At 64.4% G+C, this 24,428-nt stretch carries 22 protein-coding genes; 19 read left to right on the top strand and 3 right to left on the bottom strand.

Translation table 11 applies throughout. The features are described from left to right. The first annotated feature begins 51 nt into the window (after window positions 1–51). Together AC4NN3_RS03220 and AC4NN3_RS03215 are read left to right on the top strand one after the other, a co-directional pair. Window positions 52–750 (top strand): Crp/Fnr family transcriptional regulator, encoded by a 699-nt coding sequence (locus AC4NN3_RS03220; RefSeq protein WP_491925674.1) that lies wholly within the window; start codon window positions 52–54, stop codon window positions 748–750. A gap of 84 nt (window positions 751–834) precedes the next feature. Next, complete coding sequence (locus tag AC4NN3_RS03215; protein ID WP_491925673.1) at window positions 835–2,052, top strand: NnrS family protein; 1,218 nt, start codon at window positions 835–837, stop codon at window positions 2,050–2,052. 10 nt (window positions 2,053–2,062) lie between these two features. Here the strand turns inward: AC4NN3_RS03215 and AC4NN3_RS03210 are convergent, their stop codons facing one another. Then, entirely contained in the window at window positions 2,063–2,572 is a 510-nt protein-coding gene (locus AC4NN3_RS03210) for a DUF2249 domain-containing protein (protein ID WP_491925672.1), read from the bottom strand. A gap of 306 nt (window positions 2,573–2,878) precedes the next feature. On the opposite strand from AC4NN3_RS03210, the gene ccoN reads away from it, so the two are divergent. From ccoN to ccoS, 8 genes are read left to right on the top strand one after another with little or no spacing between them, the layout of a single operon-like run. Then, complete coding sequence (gene ccoN, locus AC4NN3_RS03205; RefSeq protein ID WP_491925671.1) at window positions 2,879–4,522, top strand: cytochrome-c oxidase, cbb3-type subunit I; 1,644 nt, start codon at window positions 2,879–2,881, stop codon at window positions 4,520–4,522. Window positions 4,523–4,526: 4 nt separating this feature from the next. Continuing rightward, entirely contained in the window at window positions 4,527–5,258 is a 732-nt protein-coding gene (gene ccoO / locus AC4NN3_RS03200) for a cytochrome-c oxidase, cbb3-type subunit II (RefSeq protein WP_491925670.1), read from the top strand. After that, on the top strand, window positions 5,259–5,432 hold the full coding sequence (locus tag AC4NN3_RS03195) for a cbb3-type cytochrome c oxidase subunit 3 (protein WP_491925669.1): 174 nt from the start codon (window positions 5,259–5,261) through the stop codon (window positions 5,430–5,432). Next, entirely contained in the window at window positions 5,423–6,304 is an 882-nt protein-coding gene (ccoP, locus tag AC4NN3_RS03190) for a cytochrome-c oxidase, cbb3-type subunit III (protein WP_491925668.1), read from the top strand. The genes AC4NN3_RS03195 and ccoP overlap by 10 nt, the downstream gene beginning before the upstream one ends. Beyond that, on the top strand, window positions 6,301–6,513 hold the full coding sequence (locus tag AC4NN3_RS03185) for a hypothetical protein (RefSeq protein WP_491925667.1): 213 nt from the start codon (window positions 6,301–6,303) through the stop codon (window positions 6,511–6,513). Before ccoP ends, AC4NN3_RS03185 begins: the two co-directional genes overlap by 4 nt. 23 nt (window positions 6,514–6,536) lie before the next feature. Beyond that, window positions 6,537–7,346 carry a DUF2189 domain-containing protein gene (locus AC4NN3_RS03180; RefSeq protein ID WP_491925666.1) on the top strand — a complete coding sequence of 270 codons (810 nt, stop codon included), beginning with the start codon at window positions 6,537–6,539 and terminating at the stop codon, window positions 7,344–7,346. Window positions 7,347–7,351: 5 nt separating this feature from the next. Further along, complete coding sequence (locus tag AC4NN3_RS03175; protein ID WP_491925665.1) at window positions 7,352–9,610, top strand: heavy metal translocating P-type ATPase; 2,259 nt, start codon at window positions 7,352–7,354, stop codon at window positions 9,608–9,610. Further along, a complete protein-coding gene (ccoS, locus tag AC4NN3_RS03170) occupies window positions 9,607–9,762 on the top strand; it encodes a cbb3-type cytochrome oxidase assembly protein CcoS (RefSeq protein ID WP_491925664.1) in 156 nt (51 codons plus the stop codon). Before AC4NN3_RS03175 ends, ccoS begins: the two co-directional genes overlap by 4 nt. On the opposite strand, the gene AC4NN3_RS03165 is transcribed toward ccoS, so the two are convergent. After that, window positions 9,759–10,214, bottom strand: coding sequence for a hypothetical protein (locus tag AC4NN3_RS03165; RefSeq protein ID WP_491925663.1), 456 nt, complete (start codon window positions 10,212–10,214; stop codon window positions 9,759–9,761). The genes ccoS and AC4NN3_RS03165 overlap by 4 nt on opposite strands. 142 nt (window positions 10,215–10,356) lie before the next feature. Here AC4NN3_RS03165 and AC4NN3_RS03160 point away from each other — a divergent pair, with 142 nt between their 5' ends. Beyond that, window positions 10,357–11,043: an NnrU family protein gene (locus tag AC4NN3_RS03160; RefSeq protein WP_491925662.1), complete on the top strand. Its 687-nt coding sequence runs from the start codon at window positions 10,357–10,359 to the stop codon at window positions 11,041–11,043. A gap of 6 nt (window positions 11,044–11,049) precedes the next feature. Here the strand turns inward: AC4NN3_RS03160 and AC4NN3_RS03155 are convergent, their stop codons facing one another. Beyond that, window positions 11,050–12,054, bottom strand: coding sequence for a LacI family DNA-binding transcriptional regulator (locus AC4NN3_RS03155; RefSeq protein WP_491925661.1), 1,005 nt, complete (start codon window positions 12,052–12,054; stop codon window positions 11,050–11,052). Window positions 12,055–12,227: 173 nt separating this feature from the next. Here AC4NN3_RS03155 and AC4NN3_RS03150 point away from each other — a divergent pair, with 173 nt between their 5' ends. The 8 genes from AC4NN3_RS03150 to AC4NN3_RS03115 all read left to right on the top strand — a co-directional run bounded on the left by AC4NN3_RS03150 (window position 12,228) and on the right by AC4NN3_RS03115 (window position 24,128). Continuing rightward, on the top strand, window positions 12,228–14,150 hold the full coding sequence (locus tag AC4NN3_RS03150; protein WP_491925660.1) for an ABC transporter substrate-binding protein: 1,923 nt from the start codon (window positions 12,228–12,230) through the stop codon (window positions 14,148–14,150). Window positions 14,151–14,229: 79 nt separating this feature from the next. Further along, a complete protein-coding gene (locus AC4NN3_RS03145) occupies window positions 14,230–16,338 on the top strand; it encodes a family 10 glycosylhydrolase (RefSeq protein ID WP_491925659.1) in 2,109 nt (702 codons plus the stop codon). Between the two features lie 11 nt (window positions 16,339–16,349). Beyond that, window positions 16,350–17,336 carry an ABC transporter permease gene (locus AC4NN3_RS03140; protein ID WP_491925658.1) on the top strand — a complete coding sequence of 329 codons (987 nt, stop codon included), beginning with the start codon at window positions 16,350–16,352 and terminating at the stop codon, window positions 17,334–17,336. Next, window positions 17,336–18,511 (top strand): ABC transporter permease, encoded by a 1,176-nt coding sequence (locus AC4NN3_RS03135; RefSeq protein WP_491925657.1) that lies wholly within the window; start codon window positions 17,336–17,338, stop codon window positions 18,509–18,511. The genes AC4NN3_RS03140 and AC4NN3_RS03135 overlap by 1 nt, the downstream gene beginning before the upstream one ends. Before the next feature lie 4 nt (window positions 18,512–18,515). Next, window positions 18,516–20,258, top strand: a complete 1,743-nt coding sequence (locus AC4NN3_RS03130) for an ABC transporter ATP-binding protein (RefSeq protein ID WP_491925656.1) — start codon at window positions 18,516–18,518, stop codon at window positions 20,256–20,258. Between the two features lie 12 nt (window positions 20,259–20,270). Then, entirely contained in the window at window positions 20,271–21,047 is a 777-nt protein-coding gene (gene hyi, locus AC4NN3_RS03125; RefSeq protein ID WP_491925655.1) for a hydroxypyruvate isomerase, read from the top strand. A gap of 10 nt (window positions 21,048–21,057) precedes the next feature. Then, window positions 21,058–21,933, top strand: coding sequence for a 2-hydroxy-3-oxopropionate reductase (locus tag AC4NN3_RS03120; protein WP_491925654.1), 876 nt, complete (start codon window positions 21,058–21,060; stop codon window positions 21,931–21,933). An 86-nt stretch (window positions 21,934–22,019) separates the two neighbouring features. Continuing rightward, window positions 22,020–24,128 carry a beta-galactosidase gene (locus AC4NN3_RS03115; RefSeq protein ID WP_491925653.1) on the top strand — a complete coding sequence of 703 codons (2,109 nt, stop codon included), beginning with the start codon at window positions 22,020–22,022 and terminating at the stop codon, window positions 24,126–24,128. Window positions 24,129–24,428 lie beyond the last annotated feature (300 nt).

The raw sequence follows: 24,428 nt of genomic DNA, 5'->3' as shown, positions 1-24,428 counted from the left end.
CCGACCGCTTTATCGTGTAAGTCACGCCCGACAACACGATGGGACAGCAGTTTGGCCGGAATTGACCGCAGCCTCGTCCGCGCTTTGCCGCTCTTTGCAAAGCTGAGCGACACCGACCTCGATCGCCTGCTGGCCCGCGCCACGCTGCGGCGGGTCGCCATGAGTGAAGCCGTGTTCGAGCAGGGGCAGAAGGCCGACCGGTTTTTCCTGCTGCTGCATGGGCGGCTCAAGGTGACCCAGGTCACGGCCGACGGTCAGCAGATCATCGTGCGCATGGTCCATCCCGGCGATATCTTCGGCATCGCCAAGGCCCTGCAGCGGGACGACTATCCCGGTACCCCCACCGCTTCGGCCGAAAGCCTGGTGCTTTGCTGGCCGACCGAAGTGTGGGGACAGTTCATCGAGCAGAATCCGCATCTGGCGGTCAACGCCATGCAGACCATCGGCCAACGCCTGCAGGAAGCCCATACCCGCATGCGCGAAATGGCCACCGAGGATGTCGAGCGCCGCGTCGCTCATGCCGTGCTGCGGCTGGTCGAACAGGCGGGCAAGGCCGAGGGCGCCGGCATCCGCATCGACTTCCAGATCTCCCGCCAGGACATTGCCGAAATGACCGGCACGACGCTGCATACCGTCTCGCGTGTCCTCAGCGCCTGGGAAGGCAAGGGACTGGTCGAAGGTGGCCGGCAGAAGCTGCTGGTGCGCGATGCGGCCGGCCTGCGGTTGCTGGCCGAAGGCCGGGCCGGCTAGACGCCCGCTCGTTGCTCCAGGACAAAGACCCGGGCACTTCCTCGCGCTAGACCGCCGCCGAGCACGCCGCTCGTCGGAGCCCTCATGACCCAGACCCCGCCTCCCATTGCCAGGCGCCAACCCGTGCCCCGCGGCATTGCCCGCAGCGGGCCGGTGATCTTCTCCTATGGCTTCCGGCCCTTCTTCCTGGCTGCCGGCATCTGGGCAGTGGCAGCAATGGTGCTGTGGATCGGCGCCCTGGCCATGGGCTGGGAGATCGGCGGCAGCTTGGGCGGGGCCGTCTGGCACGCCCATGAAATGCTGTTTGGCTACAGTTCGGCCGCGCTGGCCGGCTTCCTGCTGACCGCGGTGCCGAACTGGACCGGGCGCCTGCCGGTATCGGGTACGCCTCTGATCGTGCTGTTTGGACTCTGGTGCGCGGGACGAGTGGCGTTGCTGGCGCCCGATATGCTCGGCCTGCCTCTGTCCATCACCGTGGACGCCGCCTTCCTGCCCCTGCTGCTGGCCATCTGCGCCCGCGAGATCATAGCCGGCCGCAAGTGGAAGGACCTCAAGATCCTGGCGGGGATCCTCGTCCTGGCCCTAGCCAATGTCGGCTTTCATCTGCTGATTGCCAATGGCGCCGAAGCGGGCATGGCCAGCCGGTTGGGCATTGCCGCCTTCGTCATGCTGATTGCCGTCATGGGGGGACGTGTCGTGCCCAGCTTTACCCGCAACTGGCTGGCCAGACGCCATGCCACCGAGCTCCCGGCGCCCTATGATCGCTTCGATACCGCCGTCCTCCTAACCGGACTGGTGGCGTTGATCCTCTGGCTCGGCCTGCCCGAGACACTCTGGTCGGCTCTGGCCTGCCTGCTGGCCGCCGGCCTGCATCTGACCCGTCTGTGGCGCTGGCGCGGCTGGCAGTGCTGGGACGAAAAGCTGGTGCTGGTACTGCACCTTGGCTATGCCTTCATTCCAGCCGGTTTTCTTGCGGTTGCACTGGCGCAATTGGGCTTGGCCGACCCTGTGGCGGCACTGCATCTGTTCACCGTGGGTGCCATCGGGGTGATGACCCTGGCGATCATGAGCCGTGCGACGCGAGGCCATACGGGGCTGCCCCTGGCCGCATCCGCCCTGACCAGCACGAGCTATGCCGCCTTGGTCGCGGCCGCGCTGCTGCGGCCGCTGGCCAGCCTCTGGCCAGATCTCGCGACCGAGCTCCTCTCAGCCACCGGCCTGTGCTGGATCATCGCCTTTGCGCTCTATGTCGCTGAATATGGCCCGGTACTGCTGCAGCGGCGGCGCGAACGGGGCGACTGACCAGCCGGTCTCACGACCGACGGCCTGCCCGGATCAGCATCCGATAGGCTGCGCCGGTTTCATCGACATCGCCAACCCAGGCATGACCGCGCAGCGCGAGCGCGGCAAATAGCGGATTCGATTCGCGGTCCAGCAGCGCAAACAGCACCTGGCCCTCGCTCATGGTGTCGAGCCGCGCCAGGATGCGTTCCATCGGCCCGGTCGAATCGGCAACGGTGCAATCGAGGTAGAAAATCGGATCGGGCCAAGTCTCGGGCACCTCGGGGTGCGACTCGCTCGCGTCGGTCGGCGCGACGGCGGTCGGCGTGAACAGGACCTCCCAATCACCATTTGCCAGGGACCGTGCATCGCTGGCAAAGCCCTGGCGCGCCAGAACGGTCAACAGCGGCTCGGGCCTGAAAGTGGTATAGAGCCTGAGGCGCTGGCCTTTGGCCAGTCGTCCCACCGCCGCCATGATGGCGCCAAAGGGCTCACCACCGTCGTGCAGGAGCGGGCGAACATCGAGTTCGAGATCGGTCATGGCAGTGTCCTCGCACATCATCGGCACAGTGGCCGGTGGCCGCCAAGTTGTCACGGAACTCGATGGCGACCCACTGACGAAACGCCCTTGCCGCCGCTGAAGGCAGCTTGACGGGCCGGGTCGACCCTAGTGCCTCCGATCCTGACCGACTTTGTCGCCGGACAAACAAACCGCGCTGTGGGTAACGCTGCTGCCGGGCGTCAATGCGCGCAGTCTTTGATCTGGCGCAAAGACGCAGCGCAACGATCCGCTACCGCTTGCCCCCAAAGCGGCCGCTGCATGCAGGCCTGAACGAGGCGACCAAACATGATTGCAGATCTGACGCGGGGCGAGCGCTTCAACGCCATGCTGATCCTGGGCGTACTGGGACTGGTGGGGCTGGCCATGGCCATCGCGGGCCGTAACGACCTGCTGGGCGTGCACGGATGGATCGTGCTCGCGGCAGGCCTGGGCGGCTTCATCGCCGTCATGCGCGGCAAGGACGCGCCCGATCCCAGCGACGACCGGCTCAACGAGTACTACGACGCCCCCACCCGGCTTGGCATTATTCTGACCCTGGTCTGGGGCGTCATTGGCATGGGGGTCGGCTTCTGGGTCGCCTCGCTGCTGGCCTGGCCGGATATGACCTTCGACGCTGCTTGGGCAAGCTTCGGCCGCCTGCGGCCCGTCCATACCAGCGGCGTCATCTTCGGCTTCGGCGGCAATGCCCTGATCGCCACCTCCTTCCATGTGCTGCAGCGCACCACGCGCGCCCGCCTGCCCGACCAGATCAGCCCCTGGTTCGTGCTGCTGGGCTACAATCTCTTCTGCGTCATTGCCGCCAGCGGCTATCTGATGGGCCTGACGCAATCCAAGGAATACGCCGAGCCGGAGTGGTATGCCGACATCTGGCTGGTCGTGGTCTGGGTCGTCTACTTCCTGATCTACATGCGCACCCTGGCGCGCCGGAAAGAGCCGCACATCTATGTGGCCAACTGGTACTACATGGCCTTCATCCTGGTCGTGGCCATCCTGCATATCGTCAACAATCTGGCCGTGCCGGTATCGTTCGGCAGCGCCAAGTCCTATTCGCTGTTCTCCGGCGTCCAGGATGCCATGACGCAGTGGTGGTATGGCCATAACGCCGTGGCCTTCTTCCTCACTGCCGGCTTCCTCGGCATGATGTACTACTACCTGCCCAAGCGCGCCGGCCGGCCGATCTTCTCCTACCGGATGTCGATCATCAGCTTTTGGGGCATCACTTTCATGTATATGTGGGCCGGTTCGCACCACCTGCATTATACGGCCCTGCCCCATTGGGTGCAGACGCTGGGCATGGCCTTTTCGGTGGTGCTGCTGGTGCCAAGCTGGGCTTCGGCCGGCAATGCCCTGCTGACGCTGAATGGCGCCTGGCACAAGGTGCGCGACGACGCCGTGCTGCGCTTCATGGCGCTGGCCGCCATCTTTTACGGCATCACCACCTTTGAAGGCTCGTTCATGGCCATCCGCGCGGTGAACTCGCTCAGCCACTATACCGACTGGACCATCGGCCACGTCCATGCCGGTGCCCTGGGTTGGGTGGCCATGATTACCTTTGGCTCGCTCTACGCCATCGTGCCGGCCATGTGGAAGCGCCCCGGCCTGTATTCCGACAAGCTGGTGGAAGTGCACTTCTGGCTCGCCCTGTCGGGCACCGTCATCTACGTCTTCGCCATGTGGAATTCGGGTGTCATCCAGGGCCTGATGTGGCGCACCTATACCGAAAGCGGCAGCCTGAGCTATTCGTTCATCGACAGCCTCGACGCCATGCATCCCTATTATATCGCCCGTGCCTTCGGCGGCCTGCTGTTCCTGCTTGGCGCCCTGGTCGCTCTCTACAATGTCGTCATGACCATCCGCATGCCCGTCGCGGCATCCGGCGACGCGTCGATCGACATTCCCATCCAGCCAGCCTTGCAAGCCGGAGAATAGACCAATGTTCGGCCTACACTATAAACTTGAGCGCAGCGCCATTGGTCTGGTGGTCTTTATCGTCTTGGTCGCCTCGATTGGCGGCCTGATCGAGATCGCTCCCCTCTTCACCATTGATGAAACGGTGGAGCAGGCGCCAGACATGCGGGTCTATACCCCGCTCGAAGTCGCCGGACGCAACATCTATATCCGTGAGGGGTGCTATGCCTGTCACAGCCAGATGATCCGCACCCTGCGCGACGAGGTCGAGCGCTACGGCCCCTATTCGCTGGCCGTGGAATCCAGCTATGACCATCCCATGCTGTGGGGCTCCAAGCGGACCGGGCCGGACCTGGCTCGCATAGGCAACAAATACTCCGATGCCTGGCAGACGGTACACCTGAACAATCCGCGTGATGTGGTGCCGGAATCCAAGATGCCGGCCTATCGCTGGCTGCTGCGCGAAACGTTGCGGACCGACGACCTGGGCAACCATCTGGCGGCGCTGCGCACTGTCGGCGTGCCCTATACCGACGCGCAGATCGCCAATGCCAGTCTCGATGCTCTCGGGCAGGCATCCCCGGACACGCCAACGGCCGATGGTGTGTTTGAGCGCTATGGCGAGGCCACCAATGTGCGAACCTTCGACGGCGTCACCGACCGCCTGACTGACATGGATGCCCTGGTCGCCTATCTGCAGGTACTTGGCCATCTGACCGACGCCGCCCATCAGCCCAACCAGCCGGAGGCCGAATAGATGCCTTTCGACCATGAGACCGTCGTCGGCTTTTCCAAGTCGTTCGGCTTGTTCTACCTCGTTACGCTCAGTGTGATCGCGCTGGTATGGACCTATTGGCCATCCAACAAGCAGGGTTTTGACGAAGCCGCCCAGCTTGCCATTCGGGATGAGGAGGATCGGCCATGTCGCTAGGGGAACGCGATAAAATCACCGGGCAGATGACCACCGGGCATGAGTGGAACGGCATCAAGGAACTCAACACCCCCGTTCCCCGGCCGGTCTATTTCTTCCTTATCGTCATGGGCGGCTTTGCCATCCTGTGGACGGTGCTGATGCCCAGCTGGCCTGGAATCAACGGCTACTTCCGTGGCCTGCTGGGCGCCGACCAGCACGCTGCCGTCAGCCAAACGGTTGCCGAAGCGCAGGCCCAGCGCCTACCCTGGACCAGCCGGATCGAGAGCGAGGACTTCGCCGCCATCCAGGCGGACGAGGGGCTGATGACAATTGTGCGCGAGACCGGCGCCGCCCTGTTCGGCGACAATTGCGCCGCCTGCCATGGCGCCCAGGCGCAGGGACAGCCAGGCTTTCCCAATCTGGTGGCAGCACCGATCATGTGGGGCGAAGACCCTGAGATCATTGCCGAGACCATTCGCGTGGGCATCAATGGCACCAGCCCGGAAACGCGCTACGCACAGATGCTGGCCTTTGGTCGCGAGCAGATGCTGTCCCGCGCCGATATCGACGCGGTGGTCACCTATGTGGAGACCCTGTCGCATCCAGACATGCTTAAGACGGTCGATGCCGCTGCCCTGGCCGTCGGCGCCGAGGTATTTGCCGGCAATTGTGCGGCCTGCCATGGCGAGAACGCCAAGGGCATGACCGATACCGGCGCACCAAACCTCACCGACGCCCACTGGACCTATGGCGGTGATCGCGCCAGCATCCGCCAATCGATCTATCACGGCCGCGCCGGCACCATGCCCTCCTGGGAAGGCCGCCTGTCGCCCACCGACATCAAGCTGCTGACCCTCTATGTCCTCGACCTGCGGGCCGCCACACCATGAGCGCGCCGGTGGTGCTGCAGAACGACGATAGCCGCCGGCGCGCGACGCGCCGGCTGCTCACGGTGGCCGCCCTGGTCCTCGTGGCCGTCCTGCTGGCCGCCAATGCTCACCTTGTCTATGTCGCGTTCTCCTCCCAGCCCGACTGCGTCACCCATCTCGAGGACGAGGGCAAGCCCGGCACCTACCGCGCTGCTAAATCGGCCTGCTGAGCACCAACCCACGGATCCGCCCCATGGCCCAGACGACCCATCCCATCGTTGACATCATCCCTCCCACCGTCCCGGCGGCACCGAAGGCTGTCGATCACAACCGCCATCTGCCCATCACGGCAGCCTTCTCCTGGCTGGCACTGGGCTGGCGGGATCTCTGGGTCCGACCACTGCCGAGCCTGCTCTATGGACTTGGCATTGCCCTGCTGTCGCTGCTGGTGGTCGCCGCCATGGTCAATTTCGGCTGGGTGCAGATCCTGTTCCCGGCGTTGGCTGGCTTTCTGGTGGTCGGGCCGCTGCTGGCCACCGGGCTCTATGAAAAGAGCCGGCGTCTCGCCGCCGGCGAAAAGGTCACCCTGTGGAGCATGCTGTTTCCGCGGCGCAATGGTGGGGCGCACCTGCTGTTCGTCGGGGCCATTCTGCTGATGCTGATGCTGGTCTGGATGCGCGCCGCCGTGCTGCTCTACGCGCTGTTTTTCGGCTGGCGCCCCTTTCCCGGCTTTGATGGTGTGCTGCAAATGCTGTTCACCACCCCCACGGGCCTGATCATGCTGGCGACCGGGACGGCGGTGGGCGGGCTGTTTGCCGCCTTTGCCTTTGCCATCAGCGCCTTTTCCATCCCCATGATGCTCGACCGGCGGCTCGACGCCTTCTCGGCAATGGGCCTGTCCATGTCGCTGGTCTGGAACAACCTGCCGGCGGCGCTGCTCTGGGGCGCCATCGTACTCGTCCTGACCGCGATCAGCTTGGGCACAGCACTGATTGGCCTCGTGGTAATCTTCCCGCTGCTCGGGCACGCCACCTGGCATGCCTATGCGGCCGTACGGGACTGACGGACATGAGCTGCTGCCTGCCGCCCCCCGCCTTCATTGAGGCCGTCGCCGGACCGATCCGGCGCGGCCCATCCGATGCCGAGGTGCGCCTGGCCAGCCGGGATATCGGCAACGGAATGCAGCAGACCGATCTGTCCGTGCCGGCCGTGCATTGCGGCGGCTGCATCCAGACCATCGAGAAAGCGCTGGGGGCGCTGGAGGGCGTGGCGAGCGCGCGCGTCAACCTCTCCACCAAGCGCGTCGCCATCATCTGGCGCAATGACGCTCCCCCGCCGGCCACGGTCCAGACGCTGGTCGAGCTCGGCTATGAACCCCACCTCTACGAGACCCAGGACGACGGCAAGGACCATGCCCTGCCCGGTCTCATCCGCGCCCTCGCGGTCGCGGCCTTTGCCTCGATGAACATCATGATGCTGTCCGGGTCCGTCTGGTCGGGCGCCGACGGCCCAACGCGCGACGTGCTGCACTGGATCTGCGCCGGCCTGACCCTGCCCGCCATGCTCTATTCCGGCCGGGTATTCTACCTCTCGGCCTTCAATGCCCTTCGCCATCGCCGCACCAATATGGACGTGCCGATTTCGATAGGCATCGCCTTGGCCTTCGCGCTCAGTCTCTATGACACCGTGCATTCCGGCGAGCAGGTCTATTTCGACGCCACCGTCTCGCTGATCTTCTTCCTGCTGATCGGCCGCACGCTCGACCACATCATGCGCGAGCGCGCCCGCACCGCGGTGAAGAGCCTGGCCCGGCTGGCGCCGCGCGGCGCCTTGGTACTGCGGCCGGATGGCCATCCGGAATACCTGCCACTGCGCGAAATCGTGCCCGGCATGACCATCCTTCTGGCCGCTGGCGAACGCGTGCCGGTCGACGCCATGGTGCTGGCCGGGACCTCGGACCTCGATCGCAGCCTGATCAGCGGCGAGAGCGTGCCCACCACTGCCCGGACAGGTACACGCCTTGAAGCGGGTACGCTGAACCTGACCGGGCCGCTCACCTTGCGCGCCGAGGCCGCCGAGCGGGACTCCACCCTGGCGCAAATGGTCCGGTTGATGGAAGTGGTCGAGAGCGGGCGCAACCGCTACCGGCGCGTTGCCGACCGCGCGGCCGAACTCTACTCACCCGTCGTGCACCTGGCCGCGTTTGCCGCCTTTGTCGGCTGGATGGTGTTCAACGGCGACCTGCACAATGCCATCACAGTGGCCATTGCCGTGCTCATCATCACCTGCCCCTGCGCGCTGGGTCTGGCCGTGCCCATGGTCCAGATCGTCGCTGCGAGGCGCCTCTTCGATGCCGGCATCATGGTCAAGGACGGCTCGGCGCTGGAACGGCTGGCCGAGATCGATACCGTGGTCTTCGACAAGACCGGCACGCTGACGCTGGGGACCCCGCACCTCTTGAACCAGGGCACCATCGCGCCCAACTTGCTGGCGCTGGCAGCCGCGCTGGCCGCCTATTCGCGACATCCCTATTCGCAGGCCATCGCCAAAGCCGGCGCCGGCAGTGGTGCCATGCCGGCCTTCACTACGGTCAGCGAACTGCCCGGCTTCGGCGTGCAAGCCATACTAGGCGGCGATTGCTACCGCCTCGGCCGCGCCAGTTGGGCGCTGTCGTCGGGCGATGCCACGGGCGGCACTGTACTCAGCCGCAATGGCGCGGCCCTGGCGCACTTCAACTTTGCCGATGGGCTGAGGAAGGGCGCACTGGGCGCCGTCGATGCCCTGCGCCAGGTCGGGCTGGCCGTGGAAATCGTCTCCGGCGACACCAGCGCTGCCGTCACCGCGATTGCCGATGAACTGCACATCGCCCACTATTCAGGGGAGATACTGCCGGGGGGCAAGGCCGACCGGATTGCCACCCTGCGCCAGGCGGGGCACAAGGCGCTGATGGTTGGCGACGGCCTCAATGATGCGCCAGCACTGATGGCAGCGCACGTATCCATGGCGCCCTCCAGCGCTGCCGATGTCGGTCGCAGCGCCGCCGACTTCGTCTTTCTCCATGATGACCTGGCCGCCATTCCCCTGGCCTTGGCCGTGGCGCGCGATGCCGGGCGGCTGGTGCGGCAGAACTTCGCTCTATCCGTGCTCTACAACGCCATCGCCATGCCGATCGCCATTGCCGGCTTCGTCAATCCCTTCATGGCCGCCATCGCCATGTCGCTATCCTCGATCATCGTCGTGCTGAACGCCATGCGGCTGGGCTGGGCTGGCTATCGGGGCCATCGCCCGTCCCCTGCTCTGCGGCCAGGTACAGCGGTGCCGGCATGAACGATTTCTTCTTTCTCATTCCCATCTCCATCGTCCTCGGCGCCGCCGGCCTCGTCATCTTCCTGTGGACGCTGCGCGATGGGCAATATGATGATCTCGACGGCGCCGCGCAGCGCATCCTGTATGAAGAGGACGAACCGCGCCCCGACTAGAGCCGGCTCATCAGCGCTCCTGCCGCCAGGCGTGATCGCGCCATGAGCAGGAGCCGCTGGCGGGCAATTCCGTCCTGCGCCACCACGCCCTTGAGCAAGTCCACCAGTTCGTCGCCGATCGCGCTGATCAGCCCGGCGCTGTGCAGCGGCAGTGCGATGAAAGCGCAATCAAGCAAGATCTCGCCCAGCCGGTCGAAATCTTCGGCATCCAGCAGGCGCAGCGCACGGGCGAGCCAGTCGCCATCCACTGCTGGACGACGGTCGAGGAACAAGGTGGCGCGCAGAAACGCCCCGGCCGCAAGCTCTGCCTGCTCCCAGCGGTTGCCAATGAGGCGCTCCATGGCGGGTCGCAGATGGCGGTCGCGGCGAATGCGCTCGCTCAGCGCCTCCACCAGGTCATCAATGGCGGCCTCTTCGATATACAAGGCCGGTGCCAGCAGCGTATGAGGCATGTAACGCGTTTCTCCCACGGGATCGGCGCACCTTAGGCGATCAGACCGGATTGAAGTTGATCCCGGACAAACCCGCCACAGATCGTGCTGCTAGGTGTGGGCTGCTTGGGCCTGCCGCCCGACGCAACAGGAGAATGATTCGGTGAACCAGTTCATTGCGGCGCTGCTGACCTTCCTGGCGCTGCACATCATTCCGGCCATTCCCGGCCTGCGGGCGCGCCTGGTCGCGGCAATTGGCCGCCGGACCTATCTAATCGTCTATTCGCTGGTCTCAATCCTGGCCCTGGCCTGGCTGTTCCATGCGGCGCTGCGCCTGGATTTCATCGCCCTGTGGCAGCCGGCCTCGTGGCAGGCCTGGGTCACGATCCTGCTGACGCCAATCGGGTTTTTCCTGCTCGTGGCCGGCCTGCTCAGTCCCAACCAGGCATCGATCAGCCTGCGCAAGCCCGAGTTGCCCGCCGGGGCCATCACCACGATCACGCGCCATCCCGTGCTCTGGGGCTTTGCCCTCTGGGCTGGCAGCCATCTGGTCCCCAACGGCGACCTGCGCAGTCTGCTGCTGTTTGGCGCGCTGTTCGTCTTTGCCGTGCTGGGCATGGTCACCACCGACCGACGCGCCCGCCGGCGGATGGGGGACCAGTGGCGGACAATCGCCCGGACCACATCCGTACTGCCCTTCGGTGCCGCACTGACGGGCCGCGCCCGGCTACGGGTCGATGGCGCGCTGGTCACCGCCGCCATGGCCAGCGTGCTGCTCACGGCCTGGCTGTTGCTGGGTGGTCACGCCATGCTGTTTGGTGCCGATCCTCTGGCCATGGCTGCCATGTGACACTGGTCAGCCCGTCGCCGCTTTTGGTGATGATGATCTAACCATGCCCGCCGACTCGCGGATGACAAGATGCGAGACGAAGCCCATGCGCACCGGGACATCTGCGGGAATGCGCTGCTTTAGACGATCATCGAGGATGCGCACCAGCCCTGCCCCCATCTGAAAGCCCTGCACCTTGACCGTGGTCAGCTGCGGCGAGATTTGCGTGGCCGCCGAGTAGTCGCCAAAGCCGACAACCGAGATATCGTCCGGTATGCGGTAGCCTAGCCGCAGCAGTTCGGAGACCACGGTCAGCGCCATGCCGTCATGCGCGCAGAAGAAGGCCGTGGGCGCAAAGCCATCGGCCTGCACTTCCTGCAGGTGCTGGGGGAACCGCATCTCGGTCTGGAATTTCATTTCCCGAAAGGTGACTTCCGGATGCGTCTCAAGCACTTCGCGCACGCCATAGAATCGCTCGATGCGGCCGCGATAGCCCGGCGTGCCATGCACATAGGCAATGGAACGGTGCCCGAGTTCGAGCAGATAGTGGGCGACGGCCGAACCAGCCTCATGATCGGTGCCCGAAACCGTATCGAAGGGATCGAGCGGCTCGACCCAGCCATTGCGGGCGACGGGGATACCCAGAGCGGTGACCGCGACCATGCTGGCGCGCGGATGCGGGCCGACCAGCGCCACGGCCCGGCAGCTGCGGGCAAAGGCGACGATCTCGTCGGTTTCATGCGCCCAGCACATGCGCACCTGATAGCCGGCGCGCTGTGTCTCGGTCTGAAAGCCGCTCTGGATGAGCAGGTGCAGTTCGGAATTCACCAAGTCGGTATCGTGGAACACGATGCCCAGCACCGGCGCTGCTACTTCGACCACGGCGCGCATGTAGCCAAGCTGGGTGGCGACCTCCAGGACACGGCGGCGGGTGTCGTCGCTGACGCCGTCCTTGCCCGAGAGCGAGCGGGAGACAGCAAATTTGGACAGGCCGGTTGCCTCGGCAATGGTCGATAAGGTGACGCGCGCCATGCGAGCTCCGTGGCTATTTTCCGCCTGATACCGGGGCTGCCCGGCAAAGGCAATAAAAGCTACTCACAAAAACACATCAATATCAACATAACGCTTTACCTAACATACTATGCATCACAAGCTCATCGTCAGCTAACAACGCCACAGGCGGTTAGCCGAGGAGGAGATCAGACATGGTAAGTATCAGCCGCAGGGCTTTTATCGTCGCTAGTTCCGCTTTTGCCGGAGCGCTGGCCGTACCGGGATGGGTGCGGGCGCAGGAATCGGCCTTTCTGCAGGCTCAGGTCGATGGCGGCACGCTGCCACCGGTCGCCGAGCGCCTGCCCACCAATCCGCTGGTGATCGCGCCGTTCGAGCGCGTCGGCCAGCAGGGCGGGGACTGGAATCACGCGCTTGTAGGGGGCGGTTCGTTGTCGATGCTGGTGCGCTACCAGGGCTACGAGCCGCTGGTCCGCTTCAACCCCGACTGGTCAGGCCTCGTCGAAAACGTCGCCGAAGCCTGGTCGGTCAACCCCGAGGCGACCGAATATAGCTTCACCCTGCGCAAGGGCCACAAATGGTCCGATGGCGTGCCCTTCACCACCGCCGATATCCAGTTCTGGTACGACGCCTATTTCAGCGATGCGGAAGCCTCGCTAGGTGGCAATTCCTGGTGGTATGTCAAGGGCGAACCGGCCAAGCTTGAAGTGCTGGACGAACAGAACTTCAAGGTCGTCTTCCCCGGCCCCAACGGCTTCTTCGTGCAGCAGCTTGCCTGGGCCCAGCAGGACCAGATGACCCGCACGCCCAAGCATTATCTCGAGCAGTTCCACATCCGGTACAATCCGGACGCCGATGCCCTGGCCAAGGAGCAGGGTCTGGAAAGCTGGATCGCCTTGTTCCAGCGCGAGATCGGCATGCTGGACGACAATACCTTCTACCAGAACGCCAATCGGCCGACGCTCAATGCCTGGGTCTTTGCCGACGGCGCGCCGGGCGAGAATACCGAACGGGCCATCGCCACCCGCAATCCCTTCTATTTCAAGGTCGATACCGAGGGTACGCAACTCCCCTATTTCGACCGTGTCGTCTACCAGATGGTCGCCGATCCCGAAGTGCTGCTGCTCAAGACGCTGCAGGGCGAGATCGACATCATGGACCAGTACATCTGCACCCCGGCCAACAAGCCGGTGCTGTTCGATGCCCAGGAGACCGGCAATTACGGCTTCTACACGCTCAAGGAAACGGCCGCCAATGTGATGGCCTTCCAGCTCAACCTCAACCATCTCGATCCGATCAAGAACAAGCTGTTCAACACCATCGAGTTCCGCCAGGCGCTGTCACATGCCGTGGACCGGCAGGCGCTGATCGAGGCGGTGTTCGTTGGCCAGGGCTCGCCGGCCCAGCCATCCATGCGCGAAGGCGATCCGCTCTACAATGAGCAGTTGGCCAAACAGTTCACCGAGTTCGACCCGACCAAGGCCAATGCGCTGCTCGATGCGCTGATCCCCAACAAGGACGGTGACGGCTATCGCCAGGACGAAGAAGGCCGGCGTGTCACCATCATCTTCGAGATCGACCAGACCCGCACCACCTTCCTCGACATGTTCGAGCTGGCCATTCCCATGTTCCAGGCCGTCGGCATCGATGCTCAGATGCGCACCATGGACCGCTCGCTCTGGGAAGAACGGGTGCGTCGCGGCCGCGAATATGACGCCACCGCCCACCAGTTCGGCGCCAATTCCGGCATTGCCGCCATGCTCGACGCCCGCTTCTACGTGCCGATCAACAACAACTGCTTCTACGCCCCCGGCTGGGCGCTCTATTACACCCAGCCAGAGAACGAAGCGGCAGTCGAGCCACCACCCGCGGTCAAGGCCCAGCAGGACCTCTATCGCCAGCTGGTCGCCACGGCCGATCCGGCGACGCAGAACGAGCTGATGGCCCAGGTACTGCAGAACGCGGCGGATCTCTTCTTCACTTTCGGCGTCAGCCTGCCGGCCGACGGCTATGGGGTGGTCAAGAACGACGTGGTCAACCTGCTCAAGGAAATGCCCAACTCGTTCGGCTGGCCGACCCCCGGCCCGGCCCGGCCGGAACAATTCTTCAAGGCCTGACCGCCGACAAGACGCACATCATGGACAGCGCCGGCCCTTTCGGGCCGGCGACGGCCCCCTCATACCCAGCGGATTCGTCATGCTCGATACCACAGCCCAAACAACCGACCATCTGCGCACGCCCGACTGGTACAAGTCGGCGACGCGCTGGACCCAGCTGACCCTGGCCGAGGATGATCCGGTCAAATACGATCCGACGCTGTGGATCGACATATTCAAGCAGACGCGCTCCAATGCGGTCTGCCTCAGCGCCGGCGGCTATGTCGCCTACTATCCCTCAAAAGTACCGTTGCACTATGTCTCCAAATTCCTCGGCGACAGCGACCCCTTCGGCGATCTGGTCAGCGGCGCCCGCCAACTGGGCATGCATGTCATGGCCCGCGTCGATCCCCATGCCATCCACCAGGACGCGGCCGATGCCCATCCGGAATGGATCGCGGTCGACAAGGCGGGCAACAAGCGCCGCCACTGGGCCTTTCCCGAAGTGTGGGTCACCTGCGCCTATTCGGACTACAACTTCAAGTTCATGCCCGAAGTGCTCAGGGAGCTGACCGCCAATTACGATATCGACGCCATCTTCGCCAATCGCTGGCAGGGCCATGGCGTCTGTTATTGCGAGAGCTGCAAGACCAATTTCCGCGCCGCCTCCGGCCACGAACTGCCCATGGATGAAAGCCTCGAAAACCCGGCCTGGATGGCCTGGACTGCCTGGCGCCGCAATGTGCTGAGCCGCCTTGTCGTCGAATGGGACGCGGTGATGAAGGCCATCAAGCCGCATACCAGCTTCATTCCCAATATGGGTTCGGTATCGCTCACCGAATTCGACCTCGACATCATCGAGAAATACTGCCCCTTCCTCTGCGTCGACGACCAGGGTCGGCGCGGCACCGAGCCGGTCTGGATGAGCGGCCGCAACGGCAAGCGCATGCGCGCCACCTTCCGCGACCGCCCGGCCATCCTGATCACCTCGATCGGGCCGGAAGAGGCATATCGCTGGAAGGACTCGGTCACCACCGGCCCCGAAATCCAGGCTTGGATGGATGACGGCACCACCCAGGGCCTGCTGCCCTGGTTCACCAAGTTCAACGGCGTGGTACCCGATACCCGCTGGGTACAGCCGGTAGCCGACAGCTTTGGCCTGCATGCCGATCTTGAGCCGGTGCTCAAGGGCATGACGCCGATCGCCGAGATTGCCATTCTCGATCCCGCGACCACGCTGCGCCATCACGGCCAAGACACGCGCCGCATCGCTGAAGCCGACGATCTGGGCTTCTACATGGCGCTGATCGAGGCCAGACTGCCCTTCGAAATGGTGTCGGACCAGGCCATGCCCCCGGCCACGCTGGACCGCTTCAAGGTCATCATCCTGGCCAATTCCACCTGCCTCTCTGATGCGCAGGTCAAGGCGCTGGAAGACTATGTGGCGCGGGGTGGCTCGGTGGTAGCGGCGCATGAGAGCTCGACCCGCACCGAGGCCAACAAGCCGCGCGAGGCCATTGCGCTGGGCAAGCTGCTCGGCGTGAGCCTGGCCAAAGCCGCCCGCGGCCCGGTCAAGAATACCTATGTCGCCATCAATGGCACCCATCCGATCTCTGAGGGGTTCGAGGGCGCCAACCGCATCATGGGCGGCACCAAGCTTCTGGCGGTCGACGCCGTCGCCGATGCCGAACAGCCCTTCCTCTATGTGCCCGATTTTCCCGACCTGCCGATGGAGGAGGTCTATCCGCGCGAGGACCCCAAGGGTGCCGCGGTGGTTACCCGCACCCACGCATCGGGCGGCCGTACCGTCTATATTCCCTGGAATATTGGCGGCATCCTCTGGGAAGTCATGGCCGGCGACCATTCCAGACTGATCGGCAATGCCGTGCGCTGGGCCCTCAACAAGCGGGCAGATGTCGAGATCAGCGGCCAGTCCGTGCTCGATCTCTCGGTGCGCCAGGACGGCTCCGGCCTTGCCGTCGTCCTCAACAACCTCACCAATCCGATGATGATGAAGGGCCCGATCCGGGAAGTCTATCCGGTGGGCCGGCAGGAAGTGTCCATCGCCATTCCCGCCGGCAGGCACTTCGGCCGGGCCGAGCTGCTGGTGGCGGGCGGCGCGGCGGAGGCCAGGGTCACCGCTGGCCGCGTCACGGTCGTGGTGCCCTCGATCGCCACCCTCGAAGTCGTCCACGTGACTTGGGCCTGAATGGAACTGCCATGCTGAACTATGTGATCAAGCGGCTGATTTACATGATCCCGACGCTGATCGGCATGTCGATCATCGCCTTCACCATCATCCAGCTGCCACCGGGCGACTACCTGACCTCGATGCTGGCCTCGATGGCCGATAGCGGTGCCAATATCGACCCCGGCCAGATCCAGCGCTATCGCGAGATCTACGGCCTCGATGCGCCGATGTACGAGCAATACTGGAAGTGGATCAGCGGCATCCTGCTGCGCGGCGACTTCGGCTATTCCTTTGAGTGGAACCGGCCCGTGGGCGACCTGATCTGGGAGCGCATGGGCTCGACGCTGGGTATTTCCATCGCCTCGCTGCTCTTTGTCTGGGCCGTGTCGCTGCCGATCGGCATCTATTCAGCCATGCGTCGCCATTCGGTAGGCGACTATGCTTTCACCTTCCTCGGATTCATCGGCCTCGCTGTGCCTAATTTCATCATGGCGCTGGTGCTGATGTATTTCAGCTACAAGTACTTCGGCCAGAGCGTGGGCGGGCTGTTCTCGCCCGAATATGCCGAGGCGCCGTGGAGCTGGGGCAAGTTCGTCGACCTCATGGCGCATCTGTGGATTCCTATCATCGTCATCGGCACCAATGGCACGGCGGCGCTGATCCGCATCCTGCGGGCGAACCTGACCGACGAGCTCAACAAGCCCTATGTCGTGACCGCCAAGGCCAAGGGCCTGCCGGAATATCGGGCGGTGATCAAATATCCGGTGCGCATCGCGCTCAACCCCTTCGTTTCGGCCATCGGCTGGGTGCTGCCGGAGCTGATCTCGGGCGTCACCATCACTGCCATCGTGCTCAACCTGCCCACCGCCGGCCCGCTGCTGCTGCGGGCGCTGATCAGCCAGGACATGTATCTGGCGGGCAGCTTCATCCTGCTGATGGGCGTGCTCACCCTGGTGGGCATGCTGGTCTCCGACATCCTCCTCGCCCTTCTAGACCCACGGATCAGGTTCAACTGATGACAGCGCACACCTTCATCGATGACAGCGTGCCCGAAACCGGGCCGGCAGTCTCCGCGCTCAAGGCCGGCAGCCCGGTCGAAACGGCCGTCGCCGGGCCCTGGCGGCTGATGTGGGTCAAGTTCGTGCGTAACAAGGTCGCCGTGGTAGCCGGCATCATCATCCTGCTGCTTTACCTGATCGGGCTGTTTGCCGAATTCCTGGCGCCCGCCCTGCCCGACACGTCCCGGCCGCAGTTCACCAATGCCCCGCCCCAGGAAATCCGCCTGTTCGCCACCCAGCCCGACGGCAGCCAGCAGTTCCTGCTGCATGTAACCGGCTACAGCATGACCGTGGATCAGGCCTCGCTGCGACGCTCCTATGTCATCGATGACAACCAGGTCGTGCCCATCGGCTTTTTCGTGCAGGGCGCGCCATACAAGCTCTGGGGCACATTTTCCCTCGATACCCATCTGATCGGTCCGCTCGACCCCGCCGACACCATGTACCTGCTGGGCACCGACAAGCTGGGCCGCGACCTGCTCAGCCGGCTGATCCACGGCACGCGGACCTCGATGTCGATCGGCCTGATCGGCGTCACCATCAGCCTGATCCTGGGCGTCGTGCTCGGCTCCATTTCGGGCTTTTATGGCGGCTGGGTTGATATGGTGATCCAGCGTGTCATCGAGGTCATTTCCTCCATGCCCACCATTCCGCTCTGGCTGGGCCTCGCTGCCGCCATCCCGCTGAGCTGGTCGCCACTCACCGTCTATTTCGTCATCACGCTCATCGTCTCGCTGTTCGGCTGGACAGGATTGGCCCGCGAAGTGCGCGGGCGGTTCTTTGCCCTGCGAACTGAAGACTTCGTCACGGCCGCACGGCTGGACGGGTCGAGCGAGCGCCGGCTGATCTTCCGGCATATCCTCCCCTCGCTTACCAGTCACATCCTCGCAGTGGTCACCCTGGCCCTGCCCACCATGATCGTGGCTGAAACGGCGCTGAGCTTTCTCGGCATCGGGCTCAAGGCCCCTGTCGTCTCCTGGGGCGTCTTGCTGCAGGACGCCCAGAATGTGCGCACCATTGCCAATGCGCCCTGGCTGCTGATCTGGCCCTCAGCGGCCGTGGTGCTGACCGTGCTGGCCTACAACTTCCTCGGTGATGGCATGCGTGATGCCGCCGACCCCTATGAAAGCTGACGCCATGCCGATGCAAGCCGTCACCACTGAACGACTGTCCGACGGCGCCGAGGGCGATGTCGTCCTCCGCGTCGACGATCTCAGCCTCGATTTCCGCCTGCGCACGCAGATCCTGCATGCCGTGCGCAATGTCAGCTTCGAGCTGCGCCGGGGCCAGACGCTTTGCCTTGTCGGTGAGAGCGGCTCCGGAAAATCGGTGACCGCCCGCGCCTTGCTGCATATCCTCGACAAGAACGGCGCCATCAGTTCTGGCCGGATCCTGCTGGCCGGCAAGCATGGCGATATCGACATCGCCACGCTGACCGAACGCAGCCCCGAACTGCTCAAGATCCGCGGCGGTCGCATCGGTCTGATCTTTCAGGAACCGATGAGCTCGCTCTCGCCGGTCCATACCATTGGCAGCCAGATCGTCGAGGCCCTGCGTCTGCACCGCCGCATGGACAAGAAACAGGCAAGGGCCGAGACTATCGAACTGCTGCGGCAGGTGGAAATCCCCAATCCCGACAAGATGATCGACCGCTACACCTTCGAGTTTTCCGGCGGCATGCGCCAGCGCGCCATGATCGCCATGGCGCTGGCGGCCGATCCCGAAATCCTCATCGCCGACGAACCGACCACGGCGCTCGACGTCACCACCCAGGCCGAAATCCTTGACCTGGTCAAGCGCCTGCAGGTCAGCCGCGGCATGGCCATGCTGCTGATCACCCACGATATGGGCGTCGTCGCCGAAGTAGCCGATGCGGTGGCGGTGATGCGCTATGGCCGGATCGTGGAGGCCGGCAGTGCCGACGACATCTTCCACGATGCGCGCCACCCCTATACGCAGCGGCTGCTAAAATCGACGGTCAAGCTGGAGCAGAACCAGCGGGCCGATGACCAAACCGCGCCCGACACGGCGACCGCACACCAGCCGGTGCTCAGCGTCCGCCATCTCTCCAAGCTTTACGGCGCTTCGACCAGCTGGTTCGGCGGGCATGGTCACGCCATCAAGGCTGTCGACGACGTCAGCTTCGATCTCTATCCCGGCGAAAATCTCGGCATTGTCGGCGAAAGCGGCTCCGGCAAGACGACCCTGGGCCGGCTGATCCTGCGCACGGTAGAACCGAGTTCAGGCCAGGTTACCTACTTCGGCAAGGGCGAACCCGTCGAGGTGACCAGCCTCAACAAGCGCCAGCTCAAGGGGTTTCATCGTGATGTGCGCCTGGTGTTCCAGGACCCGTTTGCCTCGCTCAACCCGCGCATGACGGTCAAGGAGATCATCAGCGATCCGCTGGTCGTATCGGGCGCGATGCGGGGGGCGGCACTGGAACGGCGCGTCGCCGAACTGCTCGACCTGGTCGGCCTCGACGCCATGGCCATGGAGCGCTATCCGCACGCCTTTTCCGGCGGCCAGCGCCAGCGCATCGGCATTGCCCGCGCTCTGGCCCTCGATCCCAAGATCATCATTGCCGACGAGGCCACGGCGGCGCTGGACGTATCGATCCGCGCCCAGATCCTCGACCTGCTGCTCGAGATCCAGCAGCGGCTCGACCTGAGCTTCATCTTCATCTCGCATGACATTTCGGTGGTCCGCTATTTCTGCGACCGCGTCGCGGTGATGCATCGCGGCAAGCTGGTGGAAATGGGCACCGCCGAGCAGATCTGCACCGATCCGCAGCAGCCCTATACCAAAAGCCTGATCTCCGCCGTGCCCAACCCCGATCCGCGCAACAAGCGGATGATGCACCGCACCCGCTTTACTGCCTGAAGGATTGATCCCGTGCCCAGATTTTCCGCCAACCTGTCCTTCCTCTATGCCGACCTGCCCTTCCTCGACCGCTTCGCGGCCGCCGCCAAAGACGGCTTCGGGGCCGTCGAATATGTCGGCCCCTATGCCTTCCCCGCCGAGGTTGTCGCAGCGGCGCTCAAGACCAATGGCCTGACCCAGGCGCTGTTCAACCTGCCGGCCGGCAACTGGGATGGCGGGGAGCGCGGCATTGGCTGCCATGCTGATCGGGTAAGCGAGTTTCAGCAAGGCGTCGAGACCGCCATCCGCTATGCCCAGGCACTGGGTTGCGACAGGATCAACTGCCTGGCCGGCATTGCCCCAGCGGGCTCGACGACACAGCAGCGCGACGCCGTGCTCATCGCCAATCTCACCTATGCCGCGCTGCGGCTCGGCGAGGCCGGCATCAAGCTGCTGCTCGAGCCGATCAACCTGCGCGATATCCCGGGTTTCCACGTCTCGACCACCCAGCATGCCGAGCGTCTGCTCGAGGCCGTGGGGTCGGACAATCTGTTCATCCAGTATGACGTCTACCACACCCAGGTCATGCAGGGTGACCTGGTCCCCACCTATGAACGCCTCCGGCACCGCATCGGCCATGTGCAGATCGCCGACAATCCTGGCCGCAACGAGCCGGGCACCGGGGAAATCAACTATGGCTTCGTGCTCTCAGAGCTCGACCGGCTTGGCTACGACGGCTGGGTTGGCTGCGAATACAAGCCCAGGGCCGGCACCAGCGCCGGCCTGGCCTGGATGAAACCCTATCTCTGAGGAGCATCACATGAATATCGGTTTCATCGGTCTTGGCGTCATGGGGCGCCCCATGGCGGAACACCTGCTGACCGCCGGCCACAGCCTCGCGCTATACCGGGTGAAGGAAGCGTCCCAGACACTGGTCGACAAAGGCGGCAAGGCGCTGGATAGCGCCAAGGCAGTCGCCGAGGCCAGCGACGTCATCATCCTGATGCTGCCGGACACGCCCGATGTAGAGGCCGTTCTTTTTGGCACAGAGGGCGTCGCGGCGGGACTATCTGCGGGCAAGCTGGTCATCGACATGAGCTCGATCTCCCCGGTCGCCACCAAGGATTTCGCCGCGCGTATCGCGGCTTTGGGTTGCGACTATCTTGACGCGCCGGTCTCCGGCGGCGAGGTCGGCGCGCGCAATGCCGCCCTCACCATCATGGTGGGTGGCAGGCAGGACGTGTTCGACCGGACCCTGCCTTTGCTGCAGCTGATGGGCAAGAACATCACCCTGGTCGGCGGCAATGGCGATGGCCAGACCGCCAAGGTGGCCAACCAGATCATTGTCGGACTCACCATCGAGGCCGTTGCCGAGGCCCTGCTGTTTGCCAGGAAGGCTGGGGCCGATCCGGCGCGGGTGCGCGAGGCGCTGATGGGCGGCTTTGCCGCGTCGCGTGTCCTCGAAGTCCATGGCGAGCGCATGATCAAGCGCACCTTCGATCCGGGTTTCCGCATTCGCCTGCACCGCAAGGACCTGGCGCTGGCCGCCGAGGCCGCCAAAGCGCTCAACATTGCTCTGCCCAATGCCGCGGCCACCCAGCAGTTGATGAATGCCGCCATAGCCCGCGGCGATGGCGACAAGGACCATTCCGCCCTGATCCGAACCCTGGAGGCGCTGGCCGGCGACGACAACTAGCCACCAGCCCTACTTCGCCCCCGACCAACCGCCGACGACGCCCCCGCGTCGTCGCATGATGAACCATTGCCGCAAGGAAGCCAGCCATGCCTCTCGACAAGCTCCCGCAATCCCCGTTCGGCGCCGTCTATTTCCGCAAGTCCAACCCGCCCAAGCCCGATTGGGAGCGCGACTATGGCGTGGCGGCAGAAGACGGCATGAACGTTTTCCGGCACTGGTTCATGTGGGCCGCCATCGAGCGCAAGCCGGGCCATTATGACTGGGAGGACTATGACCGCCAGATGGATCTGGCCGCCCGGAACGGCATCAAGACCATCATTGCCGAACTGACCCACACCGTGCCGGACTGGGCCTATCGGCAGTGGTCGCACGCCCGCCAGTTGCGCGCCGATGGCCGGCCTATGACCTCCAATATGGGCGTCAGTTCGGCGACCGGCGGATTTTCCAACAATGGCGGCGGCGCCGGCGCGCTGACCATGAACGCCCCCGAGGTCAAGGAAGCCGTCGGTGCCTTCCTCAAGGCCCTGGCGAGCCGCTACAAGGGCCATCCGGCGCTGCTCGGCTACGATGTGTGGAACGAGGTCAACTACGCCGCCGACGTCGATTTCTCGGACTTCATGAAGGCCGATTTCCGCCTGTGGCTGGCAGCCAAATATGGCGATCTCGAAGGGCTGGCCCAGGCCTGGTACCGCTATTCCTATGCCAGCTGGGATGATGTCGAGCCTCCGCACGAAGTGGCGGCCTATCCGCAGAACCTGGACTGGCTCGAATTCAAGCGGCAGAACTATTACGACCAGATGCAGTTCAAGATCGATACCATCCGCGGCATCGACAGCGACTGCCTGATCGCCGCCCATGGCGTCGGCGGCGCCATTCCCAATATGGCCGCCAATGGCTCCGATGATTGGCTGGCCGCTTCCAAAGTCGAGCTCTATGGCCTGACCTGGGTGCCCAGCCGCCGCGGCTTTGCGCCCTGGCAGAACTTCTTTGGGCCCGACCTGACCCGGGCCGCCGCGCGCGGCAAGCCGTGGTGGCATGCCGAACGGCCCGGCGGGCCGCTCTGGCTGCAGCCGCAGGTGCTGGGCCGCGACAAGGAAGACGGTCGCGTCATGGAGCCCGAGGATATCCGCACCCTCACCATGACCTCGTTCGCCGCTGGCGCCACCGGCGTGCTCAACCTGCGCTTTCGCCCGCTGCTCGATGGCCCGCTGTTCGGCGCCTTTGGCTCCTATGGCATGGACGGATCGCGCACACCACGCTCAGAGATGGCCAGCATGATCGGCAAATGGGCCAATGCCCCCCAGCAGAAAGAGCTGTTCGCCGCCAAACCGGTCAAGGGCGACATTGCCATCCTGGTCATTCCCGAGGCCCAGGCCTGGGATTACCTTCTCAACTACAACCACAGGCCGGAAACCTATCGCGAGGCCATGTGGGGCGCCTATCGTGGCTTCTTCGACAATGGCATCCAGGCCGACTGGGTGCACATCGACCATATTGCCGATTATGACACCATCTATGCCCCCTACCCGATCATGCTCACGGCCGCGCATGCCAGGGCGCTGGCGGACTGGGTTGCGGCCGGTGGCACGCTGATCTCGGAGGCGACCCCAGGCTATTTCGGCGATCGCGGCAAGGTGGGCACCACCCAGCCGCATAACGGCCTTGACGACGTCTTCGGCGCCCAGGAGGTCGCAGTCGAGTTCATGCCCGATATCGGTGATCGCATCCGCTTCGACTTCGATGGCAAGCCCGTACAGGGCGGCGGCTTCCTGCAAGCCTACCGGCCCACGACCGGCAAAGGACGCGGCAGCTTTGCGGACGGCAGGCTGGCCGTGGTCGAAAACCAGTTCGGCTCCGGCAAGACCCTTTTGGTCGGCAGCCATCCTGGCGTCGCCTATTTCAAGACCAGCAGCGCCGACAACCTGGCCTATTTCGCCGCAGCCTTTGCCTGGACGGGCAAACGTCCGCAGATGCGTCTGTCCAACCCGGCGCTGCTGGGACGGTTGCATGACGGGCCGAATGGCAAGGTGCTCTGGCTGCTCAACCCGACGCGCGAGACCCAGCAGGCCACCCTGTCAGTGCAGGACCGGGCTGCCGTCCTTGGCGCGACCTATTGGGCCAGCGCCGAGGCGGCATGCAGCGGCAATACGATCAGCATTCCGCCGCGCGACGCCCTGGTGGTACGCCTGCTCTAGCCGGGCGGGCGCAGCAGCGGGCTGGTGAGCAAGGCCGCCCAGGCGCGTCTGGCGCGGCTTCTTGCCCATACCTATGGTCACCCGTACCCCAAATCGCTGGATCGCCTCGTTTTTCCGATGGGCTCGGATCGGCAGCCGGACTCCGGCCTGCCGCCCGGGGCTGGCTCAATGGGCAGTAGCTGTGGATAGCCGCGCCGCAGCGAGCCTGAATGGCCACGTGCTGACACAACTCAGCCCAACAACAACAGGCGCTCAAGCAGACAGCAATTTCGTGGGAAACCGGAATAAACGCGCACACCC

The organism is Devosia sp. MDV22-iso42, assembly GCF_058629155.1.
The sequence above is the reverse complement of the archived record's forward strand: the minus strand, read 5'-3'. Positions and strand labels throughout refer to the sequence as shown.